At 36.4% G+C, this 23,159-nt stretch carries 18 protein-coding genes; 1 reads left to right on the top strand and 17 read right to left on the bottom strand.

Features of this window, described 5'->3' with window-relative positions; genetic code table 11:
• The first annotated feature begins 2 nt into the window (after positions 1 to 2).
• Complete coding sequence (locus CKK03_RS12485; protein WP_099362909.1) at positions 3 to 260, top strand: hypothetical protein; 258 nt, start codon at positions 3 to 5, stop codon at positions 258 to 260.
• A gap of 91 nt (positions 261 to 351) precedes the next feature.
• Here CKK03_RS12485 and CKK03_RS12480 read toward each other — a convergent pair whose 3' ends face one another.
• From CKK03_RS12480 to CKK03_RS12400, 17 genes are all read right to left on the bottom strand, one after another.
• On the bottom strand, positions 352 to 696 hold the full coding sequence (locus CKK03_RS12480) for a hypothetical protein (RefSeq protein WP_099362908.1): 345 nt from the start codon (positions 694 to 696) through the stop codon (positions 352 to 354).
• A 359-nt stretch (positions 697 to 1,055) separates the two neighbouring features.
• On the bottom strand, positions 1,056 to 1,835 hold the full coding sequence (locus tag CKK03_RS12475; protein WP_099362907.1) for an SDR family NAD(P)-dependent oxidoreductase: 780 nt from the start codon (positions 1,833 to 1,835) through the stop codon (positions 1,056 to 1,058).
• Positions 1,836 to 2,064: 229 nt separating this feature from the next.
• Positions 2,065 to 2,388 (bottom strand): tannase/feruloyl esterase family alpha/beta hydrolase, encoded by a 324-nt coding sequence (locus tag CKK03_RS24240; RefSeq protein WP_425432864.1) that lies wholly within the window; start codon positions 2,386 to 2,388, stop codon positions 2,065 to 2,067.
• 52 nt (positions 2,389 to 2,440) lie between these two features.
• A complete protein-coding gene (locus tag CKK03_RS12465) occupies positions 2,441 to 4,009 on the bottom strand; it encodes a SagB family peptide dehydrogenase (RefSeq protein ID WP_099362905.1) in 1,569 nt (522 codons plus the stop codon).
• 21 nt (positions 4,010 to 4,030) lie between these two features.
• Complete coding sequence (locus CKK03_RS12460; RefSeq protein WP_099363270.1) at positions 4,031 to 5,974, bottom strand: TOMM precursor leader peptide-binding protein; 1,944 nt, start codon at positions 5,972 to 5,974, stop codon at positions 4,031 to 4,033.
• Positions 5,974 to 7,938, bottom strand: coding sequence for a putative thiazole-containing bacteriocin maturation protein (locus tag CKK03_RS12455; protein WP_099362904.1), 1,965 nt, complete (start codon positions 7,936 to 7,938; stop codon positions 5,974 to 5,976). The genes CKK03_RS12460 and CKK03_RS12455 overlap by 1 nt, the downstream gene beginning before the upstream one ends.
• Before the next feature lie 178 nt (positions 7,939 to 8,116).
• Positions 8,117 to 8,398 (bottom strand): heterocycloanthracin/sonorensin family bacteriocin, encoded by a 282-nt coding sequence (locus tag CKK03_RS12450; protein WP_245864124.1) that lies wholly within the window; start codon positions 8,396 to 8,398, stop codon positions 8,117 to 8,119.
• Positions 8,399 to 8,943: 545 nt separating this feature from the next.
• Positions 8,944 to 11,889, bottom strand: coding sequence for a fibronectin type III domain-containing protein (locus tag CKK03_RS12445; RefSeq protein ID WP_180271244.1), 2,946 nt, complete (start codon positions 11,887 to 11,889; stop codon positions 8,944 to 8,946).
• A 405-nt stretch (positions 11,890 to 12,294) separates the two neighbouring features.
• Positions 12,295 to 12,702 carry a polysaccharide biosynthesis C-terminal domain-containing protein gene (locus tag CKK03_RS12440; RefSeq protein ID WP_180271243.1) on the bottom strand — a complete coding sequence of 136 codons (408 nt, stop codon included), beginning with the start codon at positions 12,700 to 12,702 and terminating at the stop codon, positions 12,295 to 12,297.
• A gap of 54 nt (positions 12,703 to 12,756) precedes the next feature.
• Positions 12,757 to 13,722 (bottom strand): NAD-dependent epimerase/dehydratase family protein, encoded by a 966-nt coding sequence (locus tag CKK03_RS12435; RefSeq protein WP_099362900.1) that lies wholly within the window; start codon positions 13,720 to 13,722, stop codon positions 12,757 to 12,759.
• A 17-nt stretch (positions 13,723 to 13,739) separates the two neighbouring features.
• Complete coding sequence (locus CKK03_RS12430) at positions 13,740 to 15,593, bottom strand: glycosyltransferase (protein ID WP_099362899.1); 1,854 nt, start codon at positions 15,591 to 15,593, stop codon at positions 13,740 to 13,742.
• Between the two features lie 66 nt (positions 15,594 to 15,659).
• Positions 15,660 to 16,913 carry a UDP-glucose dehydrogenase family protein gene (locus tag CKK03_RS12425; RefSeq protein ID WP_099362898.1) on the bottom strand — a complete coding sequence of 418 codons (1,254 nt, stop codon included), beginning with the start codon at positions 16,911 to 16,913 and terminating at the stop codon, positions 15,660 to 15,662.
• Positions 16,910 to 18,010, bottom strand: coding sequence for an NAD-dependent epimerase/dehydratase family protein (locus tag CKK03_RS12420; protein ID WP_099362897.1), 1,101 nt, complete (start codon positions 18,008 to 18,010; stop codon positions 16,910 to 16,912). The genes CKK03_RS12425 and CKK03_RS12420 overlap by 4 nt, the downstream gene beginning before the upstream one ends.
• Before the next feature lie 17 nt (positions 18,011 to 18,027).
• Complete coding sequence (gene rfbF, locus CKK03_RS12415; protein ID WP_099362896.1) at positions 18,028 to 18,810, bottom strand: glucose-1-phosphate cytidylyltransferase; 783 nt, start codon at positions 18,808 to 18,810, stop codon at positions 18,028 to 18,030.
• A 243-nt stretch (positions 18,811 to 19,053) separates the two neighbouring features.
• Positions 19,054 to 19,572: a P-loop nucleotide/nucleoside kinase family protein gene (locus CKK03_RS12410; protein WP_099362895.1), complete on the bottom strand. Its 519-nt coding sequence runs from the start codon at positions 19,570 to 19,572 to the stop codon at positions 19,054 to 19,056.
• A gap of 260 nt (positions 19,573 to 19,832) precedes the next feature.
• Positions 19,833 to 21,107 carry a Na+/H+ antiporter NhaC family protein gene (locus CKK03_RS12405; protein WP_281254506.1) on the bottom strand — a complete coding sequence of 425 codons (1,275 nt, stop codon included), beginning with the start codon at positions 21,105 to 21,107 and terminating at the stop codon, positions 19,833 to 19,835.
• 199 nt (positions 21,108 to 21,306) lie between these two features.
• Positions 21,307 to 22,842 carry a carboxypeptidase M32 gene (locus CKK03_RS12400; protein WP_099362893.1) on the bottom strand — a complete coding sequence of 512 codons (1,536 nt, stop codon included), beginning with the start codon at positions 22,840 to 22,842 and terminating at the stop codon, positions 21,307 to 21,309.
• Positions 22,843 to 23,159: the final 317 nt, after the last annotated feature.

Below are 23,159 nucleotides of genomic sequence, written 5' to 3'. Positions count from 1 at the left end.
GAATGGATGAGAATAAGCTGATTATGGGAGAAATTGAAGAAGAAGCATTTGTGTTAACGCAATTCAAACACATGAATACACAATCTGTAATAAGCAAGGAGAGGATAGGAGCGATTTGTGATTACTTATCAAGAGAAGTAGATAGTGGGGAACAGGAGCATTATATTACGTTAAATGACCAAATGCCAATTAGGCTTAATCAAACTGAGATGAAGGAGTTATTAGATGAGTTTATGAACATACGTGGGAAGTTAAATTAAAAAGGAACAAAATAGTTCAGAAAAAAACAAAGAGTTTATCATAATAATATTATGTAAACTAAAATCTAAAGAAATACGAGGGAGGCTGGAATTAACCATTTTGATATTTATTAATGATAAATTCCATTCCAATCTCAATTAATGTGTTTGCGTGCGTATGAAGTCTCCGTGCACGATCTTTCAGTAGTTCATATTGAGTATTACTAAAAGTTGTGCCCATTTTGATGCGATCTTTAGGTTTAATCGGGGCTTTAAATTCTTTTGGTTTCTTATATGTTTCTAATACGTAATCAATTCCTTCAGTTAATAATTGATTAAACGGAACTTGTTTGTGGTTTGCAATTTCTTTAATTTGTTCAAGTAAACTGCGGCTAACAGTAGTATTTTTGGTAACACGATCGGCATTATGATGTCTAATTTTACTTTCATAAGGCATTTGTAGATCAGCTCCTGAATGAATCAAAGTGTGTAGTTGGATATGTAAGTTAATGAAGAACGCAAATAGTAAGTTATGTTAACTTGATTATATCATGGATTTGCTGTTTATTTTGTGATTTTATCTAAGTTCCTAGAATAGATATTATGTAAACTAAATAATAACTTCACCAAACATAAGTAATCCTTTAGGTTAATATATGGTTAAAAGCAGTGTGATTTCTGTTGCGGAATCCACTGCTTCTATTCTATATATGGTTTGTTTTTAGTTTTTCAAATACGAGTAACTTTAAAGAGAAACAGATTAGTTTATTATTTACTTCACTTTTTGACCATTCTAGGTTCTAGGTTCCAACAGCTTTATTTTGTCACGATGGAAACTCCACCATCAACAATGATATTTTGACCTGTTACAAAGGAAGATTCTTTTGAAAATAACCAGGTTACCACATCTGCCGCTTCGGAAGAGGTCCCCATTCTTCCTAGGGCATTCAGACTGTTGTACTTTTCTTCTAACCTTTCTGATTGCTCTTCAGTCAAGTTATCAAATTTTCGTTCGATCATCGGAGTCCTGATTGCACCAGGTGTAATGGCATTAACTCGAATTCCTTTACTTCCATATTCTTGGGCGACTCCGCGGGTTAATGCCAGAATGCCACTTTTCCCAGCTGCATATGCTGTCGTGTATGCCGAACAAATTAAGGCATCCAGGGATGATGTATTAACGATTGAACCACCACCATTTTCCATCATAGCTTGCAGCTCATACTTCATACACAACCAAACTCCTTTGATTGTAGAACCCATCATATGATCGAAGTCTTCTTCACTGAATTCATGTGTCAATGCAGGTGTACCTTCCGCATTTCCCGCGTTATTAAATGCAAAGTCGATTCTTCCAAATGTGTTCACTGTTTCTTTTACCATCTGTTCTACTTCTATTCCTTTGCTTACATCAACTGATAGAAAAAGAACATGTGGACTAATCTGTTTGAGTTTTTCTAGGGCTGTGATTCCGCGTTCCCTATTACGACCTACTATGACAACTTTTCCCCCCTCATGAAGTAATCGTTCTGCTACGGCTAGTCCAATTCCAGAAGTGCCTCCGGTAATAAGCGCCACTTGATTTTCAAATTTCACACCATCCACCCCTTGTGGTTAGAATTATCTAAATTTTAACACAAAGGGAACCATAACAAAAAACTTTATTTAATGGAATGCTAGGTGCTGTTACTAGTTATTATAAAAAACTTATTACTTATGGTACTGCTTCCTACTATTAATACTAAACTATTAGAAATTGTTACAGGTGATAGAGTTAAACAACAAAACCCGCGGCAATATAATATCCACGGGTTTTGCTTGTATTCTATGGTTTTTCGCAACTAAAGCTAGAGGCAGAATTGATATCACCGCTGCCTTTATACTCCGGATAAGTAGGATACTGACACACCGGTCTGGTACGTCCGAAGGTGTTAGGGTTTTGATCCGCTCCTTTAAGAGTGCCCGGATCCTTGTCTTGTGTGACCCAAGTGTCCAGCGCTTTTACTAGATCTACCTTTACCATGAAGTTTCCTCGCCCGTGAGAGAATCCAGGAACCAAGTAAAACTTCAGGAAATCAACTATTTGGTTTTGGCCAAACCTCTCAACAAGTTGGTTATAGTAGTCAATCGAGCAGTATGGAGTTACCATCTCGTCTTCCGTGCCATGGAGTAAAATTAATTTGCCACCATTCTTTTGGAATTTAGCAACGTAAGCTACCCCGTAACCATGGACGAGGTCGATAAGGACCTATTGGTATTTGGATTAAACTTGTTTTTTTATGTGAATCCATTTTGTAAATCTTATCGCTAATATTCGCATTAAATCCAAGAAGTGGGTGTCCTCCCCACCCAATTGCTGTGGCCGCCAAAAGTAATCTCTGCACCAGCATACCAGCTTCCATTTGTTGAATTCGGTATCCTCTTAGGCCAAGTGACGTTTTAAAGTGATCTCTATCTCCTGCCACGTGAAAGCAGAGTGGTACTTGGAATAGATTTACATTATCTGCAGACATTCCGTATTGAAGGGTAATTCGATGGTCTCCAGGCTCTATCTGTCGTAACGAATGATTATTGCTATCATAAAAATAAGCAGCATCCGGAATTCCCTCTATATTATGGAAACAGCCATACAATGAGATACGGGAATCTTTCCTTTTTATTTCGCTGTCCAAGTCATTTCGATATGCGAATGATTCTGTTGCCTCTTGTAGTAAACTAGCCAATTCCAATTGGGTTACCTTTCCAATAGTGAAATCCATGTCGGGTGAAAAACGCTTTTGCAGGACCGACGCAAGGTCGTACGATAAACGATTCACTTTAGGAAGAGTCACTTTAGGACCTCGACAAAATATTCTCTCCTCGGGCTTGATTTTATAAACTGATTCCGTTGATTCAATAAAAGACTCTTTATTCAACTTTGTTAAGATTGGGTGTTCTTGTATCCTCTGTGATCGTAAATAGTAATTATTATTAATTTCATTCAATTTAGTAGCCAATTCCACAGAATTGACGTTTCCGTATCTGTCACTTTGAATAATATTCCAGTTTGTCGCTTCTACAGTAAGTGGAATTACCGCATATATGCTTTCTTCTTTTTCAGATAGCCCAAGAAGATGATTGATTGCCTTATCAAGGAATTGGAAGTACACCCCTGTCTCAAACCCAAACCGTTTTGCTACTTCGAGTAACTGTCCAATCAGAACACCCGTATCCAACCCTTGTAAACGGAAGGAAAAGTTGTTGTATTTAAAGAAATTTTTCCAAAACATTGTTGATATAAAAACCGTACCAAAACATGTAGACAAATCAATGCGGTTACCAAGAGCTTGGTTGATATAAAAATCGAAATTGCCTTCTCGTAGTAATACCAATCGATGGTGTGCTACATCATAGTGGTATACCCCAACAGGCAAATCCTCCAATTTCAGATAAACGTATAATTCGTTTGGATATAAAGCTCCACCGGAAGGGACATACCGTCTGTACGACTGCATTAGTTCAACGTCTTGATCCGTTGTGAAGGCGGATTGGCTTATTTGACTAAGACCGAATACATACCAAAGAAAATGCCCCATTCTGCTATGAGTAGGTTTGCTGGGGACATCCTGCTCTTCTAGCTTCAACGGGACATCTAAAGTCATCGGAAAACTCTGCAAATCACGGTATAATTTATATGTCAAAGGTGAATCATCCCAATCGACTACCTTATCTGGCGGGCTTACTTTATCAATGTCAAAATGTAAGTTGTGCAGAAATTCATCCAGACTCATCCTACTACCTCCTAGTCATACTTATGGAAACGGGTGTGGATGTGGGTTAAGCTGTTCTAGTGTAAGAAGATGATTCTCATACCCTAGTTCCATCGGTACCCTCAATACTCTCTCAAGTCCAGTTATTCGAGTAAGATGGTGTCCGAATGTCATCGGTAACATTCCTGGTATTATTACCTTTACACAGTGAAGTCCATTTCGTAGGGTTTCCGATGTTGTTTGATCCACAACAATTACATCGAGTTTCAATCGACGAAACTCCTGGAGTATGTCTTTAAGATCTTCGGTAAGGTCTGAATGTGGCATCTTCAACTTGAACTCCTCGGCAAATGTTCGCAAAGGACGATTTTCGTGCAGCAAAAACTTTAGTCGCTCTTCCGCCTGTGGCAATCCATAGAGCATGCCATGGTCATCCATTTTCCGAACAAGAGAAGAATTCTGCAACATATTAACATACTCTCCCTTGTTCTCCTCGAATTTTTCGTCAAGCGTGAGCATCATACCGGACAATTCATGAACTGCGCTTTTTACAGCTCGAATAGGGTCAGGATGCGCTCCTGCTGCACAAATAATATTTAATCCAACTTTCTTTCTGTTTTTTGCCAATGCCCATACGCTTGGAATTCCGTGTTCCATCGTCGAGTTGAACAAAAATATTTCATATCCTGCCACTGCACGTATACGATCTACCATTAACTCCAATTCTCGATCGTTAGATGAATATGGGTCTATTTGGGGGAGGGACATTCGCGCGTACCAGGTCATCAAAAATGAATCACGTTCCACTACTTCCATTATTCCGTAGAAAATAGCCTCTTCTAAGCTTCCACCTAATGCACATCCGTTTGAGGTTTCATAGACGAACCCCTCCCCATCGCCTAAACTGTAATAGGCAAGCAACTCTGGAACAAGAATTGGTCGGTCATGCAAAAGTGAATAGCCCCATACCCAATTCATTGAGCGATCAGGATCAAACGGTTTAAATGGAAAACCAGGTTGAGAATATTTTTCCGGTTCATGAATGCCTACTGTGAGAGGATTAAGTGCTTTTCCTTCTAAATTGCGGCAACTATCATGTATGACAGTTCTTTTGCCACGTGGAGCAAGACCACAGTACCGCTCCAAGCCTTCTAATATTGCAGTTAATTCACTTACTTTGTATGAATGAGTCCGTCCGGCAACTCCCTCGTCACCTATCAACAATGGCAAATTAACACCTACATCGGCAAAAGGCGGCAAGAGGTCATACATCTTACCATTTAAAAAGCCAGTCTTAGGATCCAAATAGTCATTTACTAAGAATGTTTCTAAGTCGTCTATAGAACGGCATCGATAACTGTCAAGGCTGGTCTTAGGAGTTGGTTGGAGAGTAATTTTGGCACCATCTGCTGAATCTTCGGGAAGTCCGCCGCAAACTGAACAAAGAGGGTTAGAAAGAAAGGAATGCCATGAGCTTTTTAGAGTTTGCAAGTTCATTAATAGCAGTTTTCCTTCTGAGTGAGGGATATTTCCGCCTAGAATCCTCTGGACCTCTCCAACAATCAAATAAGCCATCTGCAAAAGACCCGTGTTAGATGCCCAAACATCACGAGTAATTCCTCTTTGTTCGGCAAGGTGTTTCTGCATATCCTGCATTTCTATTCGGTCACGTCCAGCCATGAGTCGTCTCATGTCAGCGCATTGGGAACAACCTGTGGAACCTGGACGAACCAACGGACCAACCACACCCTCACCAAATGAAACAAAACCTCGTAACCAGGGGATTCCCTTAGGGCGTAGTAACTCTTCTGCCTTTTGATAGATGGAGGGATTCCAGGCTTCATGCAATACTAAAACCAAATTAGTCTCTTCTGGTATTCCTGAGTCGAGATCGGAATGACGAATTAACATGTAATGGGAGGCCAATTCTTCAGACACATGATCCGCTAAAAAACCTTCTCCGATAATCACCACGTTAGGATTCATCATGTTGACTCCACCTTTCGCAAAAGAACACTACACAGTTCAACTTGTTCCTTTTTCCAAAATGGTTCGATTTGAAGTTCAAATACCAATATTTGTTTATTGTTACGTTCTAATACTTTTAAAGCGGAATTCAAAATCTCAGCATGTATCATCCCTTCAGAAGAAGGAATTTCAAGGCTAAGTGGAACAGATTCCTCCAGATGTACCGAAGAAACTTCCAATGCATGAGATGTTCGTAAATCCCCAATGTTTTCTGCCTTCATAATCGCGTGTTCTAACGCGTTTTCCAATGCCTTTGTGATAGTCAATCCTATACCGCTATACCAGCTGTTATTAGTACCAATCCAAACAACAGGGAATCCAGAAACTTTCTCCCCTAAGCCGACAACCGGTGCTCCATTCAACCTAGTCAATACCTGCATATAAAACTGACAGTGCTTATCTTCTAATGATTTCAATTCAACAAGTGAAACAGTATTCTTCCGATCTACATTTTTTTCACTTAGTTCCTTAACTAAACACTTTTGCAATCCCCTGCATACACTTTCTGCTAACGTTTCCCCCATTCCTACACCGATAAATTCGTTCTTTTCTTCAATACTAGCATCTACTTCATTTTGTGGTAGAGTTTTAAAGAAATGATTAAAAAGTTGAGACACATGGGCTTCAATTCCAATCAAACCTGCTTCCCTCCGAGCCTCCACATGAGTCAAACCAGCACAGACTATCTCAGGCAACAGCTTAGCCGGACCCTCTGACAAAGGGTTTGCTGCCTGAACCTGGCAGAGTGATAAGGGAAGTTGCTTCAAATCCCCTTCTTCCCAGGTATGAAGAATTCCTGTTTCAGGTGATGTCAAATGATTGAATAATAGAAACAATATATCCACATCACCACCGCTAACTTTTTCTTTAATCCGCAAATCTAAATCGTGTATCCGTTTAGCTTCTGCAAATCCCGACACAAAGGGGTGTGGGATGAAGGAATGCCAGTTACCCTCCAGTGTATCTAGATTAAGCAAAAAGAATTGATTATCCTCTTCTTCCAGTTTAGTTCTTCTGGTAACCTCTTTGAATAATTCAAAGACGATTACATTTGCAAGCATTGCTCCTGCTATTTGAGAGAAATTGGATAAAGGCTGTTCGTTGTGAAGTGCAGATTCGTGTATGCGCCTCCATGCCGATTCCCAACATCCCTTAGATTCAGGACGCACTAGAGGACCAGCCATACCAATGTGATTTAAACAAATAGCGGGTAGAAATCCCTTCTTCTCTTCCGTACAAATCTCATTAAGAGCCCGCAATTCCTCAACATCACCCTCTTGTGACACATACAAAATGAAATGAAAATCTTGCACAATTTCCCTCCATGAACTCGTCGAATCCTCTTGAAGGTTTAACACATTAACCATAACTTCGGGGTCGGTTTGACGTGCATGTGCGACGTGTTCTGACAACCTTTTTCTGTTAGTAGATACCTGGTCAGTAATTAGTACATGGAACTTTGGTAAACCGGATTCGAGTAATGCAGATACCAAAGATAATAAAAATGGACCGGATCCAACTGCCAAAACTTTTGACTGACGATAAAGTTGAAAGCGGTAAGCACTTGAATCCCCGAAATTTTCTAGGAATTCAATTTGAGAAGCATACTTCTTAGTAACATGAGATTGCAATTGATGCGGCAAATCTTGACTCACATCCTGAACAAATCCGTTACGATACAGTGCTTCCGCAATTTCATATACCCGCTCTCGGTATGGGCCGGGTAATCCTTCTGTTAAATTCCCCAACGTATACTCTCCATTGAACATCGGTATTAGTTTTTCAACCCACTTATCGATTGTATTTCCTTCCATACTGAACGAACTTGTATTGTTCCGAAAATATACTCCGTTGTTTGCATTAGAGAGAAAAAACATGTCTCTTTTTACCTTGAGACGCATAGAAGGGGTTAATTTTGTCATTTCGCTCCTCCTTTACTAAATATCCAGTTTTAGATTCTGTACCTTCACTGTCACTATAATCCTATGTACAGAAATTTGTCTTATATGTCTAATCTTAAAGAGAAAGCCCCTAAAGTAATTTTTTCAGGGGCTGCACATTTTAATAGACTAGATTTTTTTTGTAATTAAATTCTAATTTTTAACCTCCGCAACGGTGTCCACCGCCTCCACAACGGTGTCCACCTCCACAGCGTCCACCACAATTAGAGCAACTAAAGCAACTAAAACAACGGAAACAATTAAAACAATTAAAGCAATTAAAGAAGCACCGAAAACAACTAAAGCAACTTGAACAACGGTGAAATGTACCGAATCCACCAATTCCACCAAATCCACCTATTTGTCGGGCAGATTCATCGTAATACTGGTTTGGGTCCCAAGGAACCGCATCACTCGAATGGAAATCCCCAACATTCAACATTTGTAGCTCATTTTGAAAATTGTTCACGAACATTACCTCCGATTATTCATTTAATAAGGGGTGAAAGTACTTTTTAAAAAATAGAACGATCAAAATAGAAAAGTAATATGTTTACGTTATATTGGAAATAATTCAAAGTCTTTCCCCAACAAACTATGAACGATTAGTGGGTATTGTGCCTGATTCTAATGCCTATTTTTAATTGGAAAAAGTTAAGACTATGACTTTACCAAAAAGAAATGCTTATAGAACAGCTTGTCCATGCAAATGACCTCATTTTAAGCCAGTTTAGATTCCTCTTATCCATCATCACGCTATATCTAATAAACTATTTTTAGAATATTTTCGTCCTTCAAAAACGTGTTAATTTGTCAAAAATAAAAGACAATAACTAAAGGATATATCACTTATTAAGGGGGTGGGAACGCACATTCTTATTCATTGTTATAAAGATTAACGTCATTTTCATAACAGTATTTTTATGAACTAAAAAGCCAATGTCAATTTAATGACATTGGCTTATTTCAACCTCTTTGCCTTATATACTACTTAGATTTAGCTTCTTCACTCTTTGCTTTACCAGGAATCAGGTGAACATCGACACTTGGTCCAAATCCACTCCATCTGTAACCTGAGACTTCGACAAGACCGTTTGGTAGCACATCTGAGAGTCTTTCTCTCTTAGAATATTTAATACCGTGGCCTACTGCTTCCACTTTAAAGGTGTAGCGTTTTCCTTGTTTTAGTCCAGTTACGGTATAGTTAGTATTAGATGTTGTCTTTTCCGAATTAATCGGTGTAAATGTCGCGCCATCAGGTTTGATAGGTTGACCGTTCACATATACTCGGTATCCGATAACATCTTGATTTTCTGCTTCTGCTTCATTCCATGAGAGGGAAACACTTGTTCCGTCTGTATTAATCTTTGCTTTTAAGTCGCCTGCAAAAGACGGTGCCCCTATTGGATAAGATTTAGTTGTTTCAAACTCTAGGTCACTATTATATGGAGATTTGTTACCAGCTAGATCCACTGCTTCAACCTCAATATTATATGTTGTGCCAGGTTTAAGACCTGTTAATGTGTATTTATTAGATGTTGCAAATCCATGTTTTTTTCCATTTACGTAAATATTATAACCGGCTATACCAGTGTCGTCCTTAGCAGCATCCCAAGTGATAGAAGTCCAAGTAAACCCTGTATAGACAACATCTACTTCTTTCCCACTAAAAGTGTCACTAGAAGGAATTTTAGTAGTTGATTCTGAGATCTTTGTACTCTCAGGTAAAACTGGAGCTATTTGGTCAGCCTCACCACTTGTTTTCACCTTGATTTCTGGACCATTAGCAGTTCGATTTCCGATTGCATCAGTAGCTTCAACTTTAAATGTATAATCTTTAGCAGGAGTGAGCCCATCAACAGTAAACCTTGTTTGATTAGTTGTTGTATAGCCTTCATTGAGTTTTTCACCATCTTTAAAGATGGTATACCCCGAAACTCCAACATTATCAGTAGCTTCATCCCAAGTTAAAGTAACACTTTTTCCGTCAGGAGAAGAGTGAGCTTCAATAACTGCATTCTCAGACCATTCGGGTTGTTGAGTTGCATCTGCTGGAGCATCTGTCGTATTTTCAAAGATAAGTCCAGTAGAGTTTTTAATTCTCCATGGATTTCCACCATTATCTTTCACATTTGTAAACGATACATTACTAAATTTGAAGCCTTTTGCGTAATTCATATTAACAGAATAAACATTATCGAATTTCACATTTTTAAAGGTAATATTTTCATGATAGACTTCTCCAGCATCATTATTACCATTAACAAGAATAGATTGTTTTTTACTACCACCTTGATTTCGAACGGTTGTATCTACAATCTCCATGTCTTTAAATTGTGAGATAATCTCCGCTGGTTCGTATAAGATTGAAGCATTTGCATCCGTATAGGAAGATGTGAAGACAAATGGGCCGTCTCCATCAATACCCTCTAAGGCATTGTTTCTAAAGAGGATATTTTTTGCTCCACCACCCATTGGTGTGTTTGTCTTACTACGTAAACCAACATCCGTTTTATACATGATATTATCTTCTACTAAGAAGTCCTGGATCCAACCACCTGTATGACTACCGGTAACAACCCCACCGTGCCCTTCGCGTATATAGTTATTAAATATCCAAGCATTTCCTGTAGGTTCACTATTAGCTGCTGCTTGTCCCATACCTGATGCGAAGTTAATAGCATCATCACCAGTATCAACAAAGTTATTGAAAACCATGATATTTTGAGAGTCACCAAATTCGTAACCATCGGCATTATTTCCATCATATGTTTTAGAAATGGTGCCATTTATAACGATATTTTTACTATGAAGGTTTACAATCCCGTGATTTGCAGGATTTAGCTGTGTGATGCCTTCATAGTACATGCCATCTACACCACGAACAGTAATCAGATTTGAACGTGCAGCATAAGCAGATTTCACAATCATGCCCGATTCCTGTGCGGCATATGATTGGTTTGCTGCCAGGATGCCCAATGTACTTTCAGATTCAAGATCTAATGGGCTCATTTTCCCGTTTTCTACTTTGACATTCCCGGTTACTTTTGAATTATTCCCTGCAACGTAACGTGGTAATTCATTTCCTAGTTCATCGATTGTGGGATGATTCTTATCATACTTCCATCCGTTTCCATCAATGATACCGTTGCCCACGATACGAATGTTTTTTAAACTTCCATAATCGTATGTATGTGCATTGATGAGTGAATATGAGCGCTCATCTGTTGAATAATCATAAAGCCAAAAATTCATACTGTAATCTTCTGCATCTGGAGACCCAAGTAAATATCCATCCACTTGTAATGTCATATCAGATTTAAGCCACAATTCTCCAGAGATAAATTTACCTTCTGGAATTAACACCTTTGAACCAGGTGTAGCAGCGTCAATTGCTGCCTGAATAGCTTCCGTATCTTTTGTACCGTCATCTGGGGTTGCCCCAAAATCTACGATATTAAAAACCTCGGGTGTTTTTGTTGTTTTTCCTACAATGATATTGGAAGGTGCTGATTCCACTCCTTCAGCATTTACTGAAGTAACATAAAATTCGTAGGATTTATTAGGTTTAAGATTATTAACCTGAAAATTATGGATTAATATCTTCTCGTGGAAATCATCCTTATCAATATTTTTATAGAAATTATCGATATAGGCTTTTGCTGGTCCACTATTATCCTCTAAAGCGCTTCCAATTTTCTTCTTGTTCATGTAGATATTAAAATCAACGATGTCTTTATAATGCTCCGGCTTTTCCCACACAAGAGTGATGCTGTCCTCATCAGAAGCAAGGTTTGGAATCTGTAAATTTACAGGTGATGCAGGTGCATTTGGGGACGTGTCCGTGTTTGCCTTTGCTGCTACGACACTAAAGCTACTATTAACTAATAATAAAATCAAAAACACAGAGAAAATTACATTATATCTCTTCAAATACTTTTCCACCCTTCCCATCTAATTAATAAAAATATGAAACTACTTTTCCTCCTCTCTAAAAAAATTTATATAAACTTTTATTATGCTGAATGGCACTCAAAAGTTTATTAAAAGGGAAATTAGGATTTCAAAACTATGTTAATCTCTTCCATATAAGTACGTATACAATCATTTTATTGAATATTTAGACTATTATAGTTACATTTTCCTATACAAAAAGTCCTGTATGAGGAAATGATTACCGTTCAATGAAATGACTATCTTGTTAAACATAAAATCTATAATTCGAAAAAAACGTTGCTAGGTTAAGTGTCCGGTTAGAAATTCAAATGTGGAAGGGCTGTACTTTTTTGCCTTCCACATTATATTTCTTTATAAGTCTTTTTTTAATTGAATCTCGACCTACTGTAAGATTACCAATGGAAATGTATCTGTATCCAGTTTGTTGTATTCCTTAGAAGATACAGCAAGCATGATTAACGGATAATCCTCTTCATTTTTAAAAGCGTGGACTACCTGCGGCGGTACTTTTAAAACGACATGATCTTCCGCCGAAATATAGAGTTCATCTACCATTCCTGTATCTAAATTCTTCAGTGCCACTTTTGCTCTTCCACTAACAACCACAAAATATTCTAATGTTTTTTTATGATAATGATTTCCCCTAACGCTATTATTTTCAGAATATAACATGTAAACCTCTTCGATTTGTTCATTTTCTTCAAGCTGGCTCTTCATAATAATTTTTTTGAGACTTCCGCGCTTATCTTCGAAAGGCTTTATAGAAATTAACTCATAACCTTTTTTCAACTTTACACTCCCTCTCCGCTCTATATTTCCAAAAGGGGGTTTACCGTTTTTTCTTTATCTCTTTGTACCGATGAATTTCTCTTCATTTGCCATATACCAATTAATTGTTCTTTTGATCCCCTCTTCTAGGCTTACCTTTGGTTCCCAATTTAAAAGTCTCTTAATTTTAGTTGTATCTGGTTGCTGTCTCCAAACTTCATTTTTTCTATTAGGTATAGCTCCATAATTGGGTTGTTTCTGTGATCCCATTTCTTTGTAAATAAGATCTACAAAATGCTTTAATTTGAAGATTTCACCGTTCCCAATATTGAGGATTTCATGGTTAACAGCTTCATTTTTGGCAGCTAAAACAAATCCATCCATAATATTTTCGATATAACAATAATCCCGGTATTGTTCACAAGGTGTTAAGTTCACTTCTTTCCCTTCTAAAATTGAGAGAATAATATACGGAAAGAATTTATGACTACCCTCTTTTTCACCAAAAATTCCAAAAGGCCTTAGCGTAACTAGATTTATGTTGTTTTCCTTTGCAATTTGATGAGCAATGATCGTGGCTGATGCTTTCGTGCTTCCGTAAATGCTATCGGGCTCTAAATATGAATTCTCCCTAATAATCTCCTGTTTATCACCGTACTCCATACATGTACCAACATTAATAAATTTCTTACATCCAATGTCTTTTACAGAATTTAGTAAATTCATTGTCCCCATAATATTTGTGCTAGCAGCAGTAAAATAATCCTTTTGTCTTGAATCTACTCCATAAGCACCAACATGAAAAATAAAATCGGGTTTAATTTGTTTAACAGTTTTATCTATTGCGGATGAATCTCTTAAATCCACCAGATGAATATCGATATCTTTTTTATATTCTTCAATTCTCCATAAATCAGATGATTCTCTAACTAGAACTGATACAAGAGCTTTCTCTTGTACCATTCTTTGGACTACATGAGACCCAATAAATCCGTTGGCCCCTGTAATTAAAACCCTTTGATTAGTAAAAAAATTTTCCACGATAATCTCTCCCGTAGTTAAAGATGATCAATTTGAAAATAATTTAAAGCTTTGTAATCGGCATTACTTCGATGATCACTCTTATAAAAGTGTTCATCTACTGATTTTATTTTTTCCATTTCCTCTTTTACAGCTTTAACATAAGGCGAATAAATGGAATTGATCATATTTTCATTTAAAGTATTTGTGTTGCACAAATCAAATTCAATCTGATTTAGAATGACGAACCCGCTGTAATGATAGGCAAAAAGTTTATCAGCATGTAGACTTTCTTTCACATTCCAAGGCCCCGCTGTTGTATGAGGTGTCTCTATTACCTTCCCAGTCGGAAAATGGTGAATCCATTGGTCTAAATACTTTTGGTCGGCCCAGCGGCCGTCTTCTACTACATCAAAACACCAGTTGACACAATCTTTTTTCCATTTAAAAAGACAGTCAAACGAGATTTCATTTCTGTAAAAACCGATAAGCCCTGAATCGTAAACTCCATATTTTTTTTCTTCTTCAGCAGAAGCCCTTCGTGGAACAATACTGACAGGATGTTGTTCATTCAACTCATGAAATACATTTCTAACATCTGTGAAAAAGTACATATCCGCATCCGTATAGATGACAGATTTTACAGTGTAGTGATTTTTTAATATATATGAAATAAATGAAGCTTTTAGGGTCCGAGAATACTCATCGAAGCTTCTACTATCTTTAATACTTAATAACTCATTGCCCTCGATATTTTTTAAAGTAATTAGAATGGCATGATCTAAATTCATTTTGTTCAGTAAGGAATAGGTACGATCATCCAGACAACAAATCCAAAGTCGAAAATTAGGTGTGTGTTTTTTGAGGGAATGATATAGAGCTAAGCCTTGTGCTAGGTTTTTTACGCTAATGATTGTACAAAGGTCATAGGTCTCATCAGTGGACATGTTCGCTTGAAGGTTAAAGTAATTTCTAACATGATAATCTTTGCTATTTTTTTCGATAGTAAAGGTATTGTCAACAGCTTTAATTTTATCCATTATTTCGTTGCAGGCATTTAGATAAGGAATATAAAGATGCTCAATTACATCATCTCTTTGATTCATGACATAGTGGCATATGTCAAATACATTGCCATCATAATATTTAAACCCATAATAATGGAAAAATATGACCCTTTCATGATCGATATAAATATCATTACCGGATTTAATGATTGAACGATCATTGTACCGATAATTTATGATATAAGGAGTAAGATTCACTCCGATATTTTCGATTATTCCTACATTTTTAAACCTTTTCATCCAATCGTTTGCATATACTTGATCACTCCAGAGTCCATGTTCCCACTTATCAAAACACCATTCTATTAACTTCTCTCTAAACCAGTGGAGACACTCCATCGCATGCTCATCTCTTTTAAAACCCATATACCCAGTATTATAGACACCGTTCGTATCCCCTAAGAAACTATGCTCTTCACGCCACTTTTCCTCTGTCAGTGTAATGGAATAGTCTCCCCATTCGGTAAAAATAGGTTCTGGATCAGAGAGAAATAAAGTATCTCCATCTAGCCATACAATATGATTAATTTCAGAGAAATGCTTAAATAAATATAGACATATGGATGCCTTAGATGACCAGATATACTCCTTGTCATTTCGTGAGTTCTTAACGGATAGTAATTCCTTATCATCCTTTTCGATTTCTTCCATACTAATGATCGTTGCATGTGGGAGGTTCATTTTCTCGAACAAAGCTTTGGCCTCTTCATGAAGACAAATCATAAAAAACTCAAAATCTTTATCATGCTTTTCTAGAGAATGGTATAGTAATAGACCTTTATAGGTATAATCCTTGCTAAATGTTGAACAATAATAGTGTTTCAAGTGTCTAAACCCCTTCCGAATTAAATTTTCCTAAATGAGTAATCAGGAAGTTTTCATAAAAGTTGATTAATCGTATATATAACGATAATCAAAAACATTCTTTTGCTCTATCAATTCTTTATTTATTAAAAATTCATTCCACGCTGTTAAAATAACCACATGATTTACTTTCGCAAGTAGCGATTTTAAGTTCGGGGAATATTCAATTGGGAGGTTATATGCCACTTTAAACTCTTCGATCGCCATCGGATCATAGGCGATAATATTTTGATATCCTTTTTGCAATAAACCCTCAATAATTGACTTTGCTGGTGTATCCCTTATGTCATTAGAATTTGGTTTGAATGCTAAACCAAGAACTCCGATAGGCTCTTTCTCCCCTGTTTTTTCAGCAATATCATTTACGACATATTCTTTTATTGTCTCGTTTACTTTTAAGGTTCCTTTTAATAGTTCAGGTGAGTAGGAGTTTTTTAATGACTGGTTAACTAAGGCCATCGTATCCTTTGGGAGACAATAACCACCAAATCCACAGCCTGGATAAACATAGGATGTCATTTTTGCCGGATCTCCAAACCATCTTTTATCAAGATGCAAAACCTGAAATGATTTTTTTATATCAATCTCCCCAATGCTCTTAGCGATCAATGACTGTTCGTTAGCAAAACTAATGAGAGAGGCAAGTAAAGTGTTAGATAAATACTTAATAAACTCTGCTGTATTAAGGCTAACCCTATAGATTGGAGCATTAAATGATTGATAAATACTTTCTACTATTTGGCCACTTCTATCTTCTTCTTGACCAATCACAATTCGATCTGGAACCATAAAGTCTTCCCAGGCATACCCTTCTCTTAAAAATTCAGGATTATTGGTTATGCCAATATCAATTCCAACCTTAAAGCCTAGATTTTCTATAAATGGTTTTATACTTTCACTTGTTGTTGATGGAGGAATGGTTGATTTAAGAACCAATACTTTATAATCTGGCTTTTTTATACATGCGGTTATACTTTTAACGGCATCGAAAATATAACGTAAATCAGCACTCCCATCTGCTTTACTCGGGGTTCCTACGCAAAGAAAAATGACTTCACTATTGTCTACTGCTTCCTGTAAATGATCTACAATCTTAAAACCTTTATTTAAATGCTGGTTTAATTTCTCATCAAGGTTAGGTTCAAAGAAAGGAATAGTCCCTTTTGTTAACTTCTCTTTTTTTCTTTGATCAATGTCATAGCCATAAACACTGTATCCTTTTTCGCTAAATCCTAAAGCTGTTGTTAATCCAACAAAACCAAGACCGATAACGGTAATCAATGAATTTCACCACTTTCTTTTAAAAAGGTTAGAAAGCGATCTACACCTTCGACAATTGAAATGGAAGGAGTATAATTTAATAGTTTTCTAGCTTTTGAAATATCCGGGCATCTTCTTAATGGATTATGTGTTAAATAGCTCTTCTCTTCCGATTTTTTAAATTCGATTGATTGATTATAATTAAAAATTCTTTCGCCTGCATCCTTATAAATATCGGCCAATTGTTTTACTGAAATTTCCGGTTTGTCTATGCCAATATTAAAGTAGTCAAACGGTTCATAGAGTAAAGCTTTTAAATAACCAGTAATAGCATCACTTACGTAGCAAAATGTTCGAGTTGGTTTTCCGTCAGAATGCATGATTAGTTTTTGATTCTCAATAACTGCTTTTGCAAAATCAGCTGGAACCCGCTTATCATTCAATCTCATTCCTGGTCCGTAATTATTAAATGGTCTGACAATAGAAATTGGCATTTGGTATTTTTCAGCATATAAATAACAAAGTGTCTCCCCAAATCTTTTTGCCTCATCATAGCATGCACGTGGTCCAATCATAGACACATTTCCTCGATAATCCTCGGTAGTCGGAATATACTCTGGAAAAGGATCACCATAGATCTCACTACTTGAGAAAAATAAAAATCCTTTAACTTCTTTATCCCGATAGAAATCAAGCAATGCTCTTAATCCCCAAATATTTGCATCCACTGTTTCCAATGGGAATTTTCTATAATAGGTCGGTGAAGCAATGGAAGCCATGTGAATTATAAAATCTACATCAGCAATTTTTGTTGAATCGAACAGTGAAAATTCAGTAATGTCAAAAGTGAATAATTCAATCTTTGAATTTAATCTGTTTATTTCCGTAATCCATTTTGGTTTTCCTAGTTTAAAATTATCAATTCCTATAATCCTTCTAATTCCTAGTTCATCTGCGTATTCAGATAAAAAGGACATTAAATAATATCCTAGAAATCCAGCACAACCTGTTATTAATATTGATGCATCTTTTAGTTTTTCTCTTTCAGACTGTGTAAGATCATCAAAGATATACTGGAGATCTGTCTGATAGATTGTGTGTTTTTCATTCCTATCCACCTGTATCCACCTCCATTTTATTTATTCCATACCTTCCACTGGGCTTTATTCGAATCCCAAAGCTCTTGTAAAAACCTCTTATCTTTTAACGTATCCATCGGTTGCCAAAAACCCGAATGCTTAAATGCCATTAATTGGCTATCTTTAGCGAGATCCTCTAATGGCTCCTTTTCAAAAATTGTTCGATCACCATTATTTATATAATTAAATACTTCCGGTTGTAATACAAAAAAGCCTGCGTTTATCCAACCGCCATCACCTTGTAGCTTTTCTTGAAATTTCTCTACTTGTTGATCAGGTGATAACGACAAAGCTCCAAATCTTCCCTTCGGTTGTGTCGCCGTTACTGTCGCTAGTTTTCCATGGGACTGATGGAACTCAACTAATTGTTTTATATTAATATCACCAACTCCATCTCCATAGGTCAGCATAAAAGGGTTATTCCCAATATAATCTTGGATTCTCTTGATCCGGCCACCTGTCAATGTATTTAGACCTGTATCAGCTAAAGTAACCTTCCATGGTTCTGTAAAACTCTGATGGATTATACACTTATTCTCATTTTTAAAATCAAAGGTTACATCGGAATGATTGAGAAAATAGTTTGAAAAGTACTCTTTAATAACATGGCTTTTATATCCTAAACAGATGATAAAATCGTTAAAACCATAACTAGAGTACAGTTTCATAATGTGCCATAGGATGGGTTTATCGCCAATCTCTATCATAGGTTTGGGTTTTAAATGGGTTTCCTCACTAATTCTTGTCCCCAATCCTCCTGCCAAAATTACGACCTTCATGTTTTCCCTCCTTTTCATTTCTTATTAACATATTCTTAAAACCTAGTATTGTATAGGTATAAACATACTGTATAAAGAAATGTGCATCTGACACGTAGGCAAGCAAATATAAAGAGATAATTAAATGGGTTTTCTTTTGAAGATGGTTTTTATTCATTAAGTTATGGGGTAGTCCATTCAAATGAACGATACAAAATCAAGTGAGGAAAGGACAGTTAGTGTAAAAGATTCAACTAGGCAAAATCACAGAGAAAATTGTTCAAAACGACTTTGTAAATCAGTAACAATCTCAACAGGCTGTTTATTCGTTGTATCATAGAGATGGTTTTTGTTCGGTAAACCTTTTTCAAGAAGGTCTAATAAATGTAAAGAACCTTGGATTAAAAAATCATCCCCTCGCTTATTTAACCGTCTAATAAGTGTTTCCTTATCTGCTCGTAATACAACATAATAAATATTCACATCAAATTGCGCAATGTGTTTGCAAAACCACTGTAATTCACTTCTAACAACATAATCAACAATTACATTCATGTTATTCTCTATACAATTCTTTGTTAAGGAAAGGATATTTTTCCAAAGTAGTGCTCGCTGTTTTTCCCTAGGTAGTGGCTCTTTTCCTACGAACATTGATTTAATTCGGTCCCCTTGGATTAAAACAACTTTATCCATCTCCTGGGCAAGTGCCCTCGACAATGTCGATTTACCAACTCCATATGGACCTGAAATGATGTAAATGGAACTATTGGTTCTATTATTCATATTAAATCTCCTTTCAAAATCCTTATTAATTGGGGAAATTTTTCTTTTTTATTGGGTCTTGTCCCTTACTAAATGGTTTTTCAATTTTATATTAAGGATATGCGTATTCCTATTATCCTGTGCTTATCAATTAAACATTGAGTAAACCTAATGTTGGAGAGTTAGTATTCTTATAAAAAAAGCCAACGTCCTTGACAAGACGTTAGCTAGTTTGGCCTTAGCATATATACAAAGTAAGTTTTTGTTGGCTATGAGGCCCTTTATACATACCCTTTACTTCTTTTGTTAGATCTAGACTGTATCAAGATAGAAACGACTATCGTAATAAAAGGTAAATTCCATAAAAATATGGCATAAGGAAGATAAGTGGTTACTGGTAATCCCAATACCGTACTACACATAATCGTTAGTACGCTCCATGGAATCATGCCTGGAAATAGCATGGTCGAGTCTGCCATAACCCTTGCTAGGTCAGATTTTGTTCGGTTATTTATCCAATGAGGAAGCAGCGTTCTACCTGTAAGGATAATCGGTAATGTCTGATTTGCGGCAATTAGAGAGATCCCAAAAGTAGCAATGATTGTTTTTACGGAATCTTCAATTAATGTTTTTGATTGATGTAACCATCCATCGACTAATGGTTGGATAACACGATATTCTTCTAAAAGCCCATTATATGCGCCAGCCAATGCTAAAAAGATAAGAAGCATATACATATTAATAAGGCCCCCACCCATTCCCTTTATGCCAAAGAATAGGGCATGAAAAAGTTGGTAAAGGGTAGTTCCATCGATGAATGAAATGATACTAGCAACGATTATACTTGATAGAAAAGCATAGACAATTCCTTTCCGAAATAATACCACGACGATTAAAATGAGCGGTGGTAATAACTTCATTAAGGATAATTCTTCCCAGCTAAATGCTGTTAGTTCACCTTGTTTCAGGCCATATTGGGAATCTAAATAACTGTAAAAAACGATACTAATTAAAATTGCTGGAATAGTAGTTAGCGACAATGCATGAAATTGCTTCTTATTAGAAATCTCAACCGTGTGTGATAATAACTGAAAAGCGCTTGAAAAAGGTGAGGTTCGATCCCCAACAAATGCTCCAGATAACAATGCCCCAGCAACTATATGAGGTGCCAAATCAATCGAAATAGCACTACTCATGATCGGAATCCCAACTGCACTTAGTGTTCCTATAGAAGTACCTAGCGTCATTGAAAAAAGCATAGCAATGATGAAGGAGAGCAAAAAGAAATGACCAGGCGTAATAATTTGTAATGCAACAGAAACTAATACTTGAATTGTACCTGCTTCGTACCAAGAAGGAAGGATAAAACTAACTAGAAATAGAATGAGAATGACAGTCTGTGTTTTGCTTATTCCCTTTTTACATATTTTCCATATTTCACGAAGAGATCTTCCTTTCCCTTTTATTAATGAAATGAGAAATACAAATCCAGGTAAAAATCCAATAAATAATGGGATATGAAAGCTTACAGACAATAAAACTCCTGCAAGTGTAATAATTATGAGTATACATATCTGACTTATTGTAAATCTATCTTTGTTCAGTTTTTTTCACTCCTACTTCTATCTTACTTGTACTGTCCAAAAAGCATTATACCATTCATTCATTTTCGATAAAACCACAACTAACCCCGTCCCAATATAGGGACGAGGTTTAGTATGTTTTATCTTCCATTTTTGTATAAACTAATTTAACTTATAAATGGTAAACCTTTGAATACTTCTCTTCTAAGTAGTTCACTAGATAAGTAGCATTTAAGCTTTCGCCAGTGACTTTCTTAATTAATTCATCAGGTGTATAAATAGCACCGTATTGGTGTATTTTCTCTTTAAGCCAGTTTTGAATGACGCTAAACTCTCCTCTTTCAATATGTCCGTAAAAGTCAGGGAGCTCCTTCTTAATCGTATTCAAAATTTGGGCTGCATATAAGTTTCCTAGTGAGTATGATGGGAAGTATCCTAAGCCGCCAAATGACCAATGAACATCTTGCAGTACCCCTAAAGTATCAGTTGGAGGTACAATCCCTAAATAGTCCTTCATCTTCTCATTCCATACATTCGGAAGGTCTTTTACGGCAATATCCCCACTGATGAGTCCTTTTTCTATTTCATAACGAAGCATGATATGTAGATTATAGGTTAATTCGTCTGCTTCAACTCGAATAAATGAAGGCTCAACAATATTAATTGCCCGATAAAAATCGTTCACATCCAGATTTCCTAATTGGTCAGGGAAATGATTTTGGAGATCTTGGTAAAAGAACTTCCAAAACTCTTCACTACGTCCGACCATATTCTCTAAAAATCTTGATTGTGATTCATGGATTCCAAAAGATGCTCCATTGCAGATTGATGTTCCTTCTAATTCATGATTTATGTTTTGCTCATAAATACCATGTCCTGCTTCATGGATTGTACCAAAGATCGCAGACCGAACATTATCCTCAAGATAGCGAGTTGTAATTCTGACATCCCCTGTATTAATTGATTGAGCAAATGGATGAACAGTTTCATCAAGTCGTCCTGCATTCATATCAAATCCAATTCGCGGTAGTAAGAATTTATTAAACTCTTTTTGAATCTCTGGATTGTAAAGCTTTTCAAAAACCTCGCCACTTGGCTTAGAAGATGAAAGATTGATTCGATTTAATAAATCGATGCTGCTTTTTCGTAAATTTGCAAAAAGTGGGTCCAGCACTTCAACTGTTAATCCAGGCTCAAATTCATTTAATAATGCATTATATGGATGGCCTTCATACCCATAATACTTCGTGAAGTCCTTTTTAATTTCCACAATTCGTTCAAGATATGGAAGATAAATATCAAAATTATTTGTTTCTCTTGCTTCCTCCCATGCATCGTTGGCATTTGAAGTTAACACGATATATTCATTATACAGTTCCGATGGAATGCTTTTTGACTGTTTATAGAAGTTATTTCTTTCTCGTACAGTTGCTTTTGTCACGTCATCTAGTTGCGCATACAATTTATCATCTGTTAATACCTCTAATAGCTGACCCATTTCTTTCGAGATGGATAGCTTAAATATCTCAGTTGATAATGTTCCGATGGAATTGGCAAAAAGAGAACGTCCTTTCTTAGGAGCCATGACTTTTTGATCCCAATCTGCTAGAGCAAGTACACTATTTAGATGTGTGATTTTTTCATCTAATTTTTTAAATTGATCGACCTTTTCTTGAAGTTCAGCATTTATTACTTGTTGGCTAGACATACTATACCCCCATTTCGAGTTTCATCTCGAAGAAATAAAATCGACTGTTCAGTCTATTACCTATTATAAATAAAAATTTTGAAAATTAATAATAAAAAATAACATTTTTTACAAAATCTATTAACATTGCAAATGTTCATTATTACGAACACCTCGCTCTTGCGTTTCGACAAACTGTTGGGAAATAAAATAGCGGGTGTTATATTGTAATAGTTTCTAAGTTTCACCACCATTATCCTACTAAATCAGACATTCACTATTAGAATAGAAAAAAGCATGAGGCTTATAATAAAGTGTACCCCTTGTAAAGGACATTT

This window comes from Fredinandcohnia onubensis, from assembly GCF_002734215.1.
Lineage (GTDB): Bacteria > Bacillota > Bacilli > Bacillales > Bacillaceae_L > Ferdinandcohnia > Ferdinandcohnia onubensis.
This window is presented reverse-complemented; position numbering and strand designations above follow the sequence as displayed.

What these genes read in the sequence shown, in the direction of transcription:
- CKK03_RS12480 (WP_099362908.1), bottom strand. Translation starts at nt 696, where the DNA reads ATGCCTTATGAAAGTAAAATTAGACATCATAATGCCGATCGTGTTACC.
- CKK03_RS12450 (WP_245864124.1), bottom strand. Translation starts at nt 8,398, where the DNA reads ATGTTGAATGTTGGGGATTTCCATTCGAGTGATGCGGTTCCTTGGGAC.
- CKK03_RS12460 (WP_099363270.1), bottom strand. Translation starts at nt 5,974, where the DNA reads ATGAATCCTAACGTGGTGATTATCGGAGAAGGTTTTTTAGCGGATCAT.
- CKK03_RS12485 (WP_099362909.1), top strand. Translation starts at nt 3, where the DNA reads ATGGATGAGAATAAGCTGATTATGGGAGAAATTGAAGAAGAAGCATTT.
- CKK03_RS12465 (WP_099362905.1), bottom strand. Translation starts at nt 4,009, where the DNA reads ATGAGTCTGGATGAATTTCTGCACAACTTACATTTTGACATTGATAAA.
- rfbF (WP_099362896.1), bottom strand. Translation starts at nt 18,810, where the DNA reads ATGAAGGTCGTAATTTTGGCAGGAGGATTGGGGACAAGAATTAGTGAG.
- CKK03_RS12455 (WP_099362904.1), bottom strand. Translation starts at nt 7,938, where the DNA reads ATGACAAAATTAACCCCTTCTATGCGTCTCAAGGTAAAAAGAGACATG.
- CKK03_RS24240 (WP_425432864.1), bottom strand. Translation starts at nt 2,388, where the DNA reads ATGGTAACTCCATACTGCTCGATTGACTACTATAACCAACTTGTTGAG.
- CKK03_RS12410 (WP_099362895.1), bottom strand. Translation starts at nt 19,572, where the DNA reads ATGAATAATAGAACCAATAGTTCCATTTACATCATTTCAGGTCCATAT.
- CKK03_RS12400 (WP_099362893.1), bottom strand. Translation starts at nt 22,842, where the DNA reads ATGTCTAGCCAACAAGTAATAAATGCTGAACTTCAAGAAAAGGTCGAT.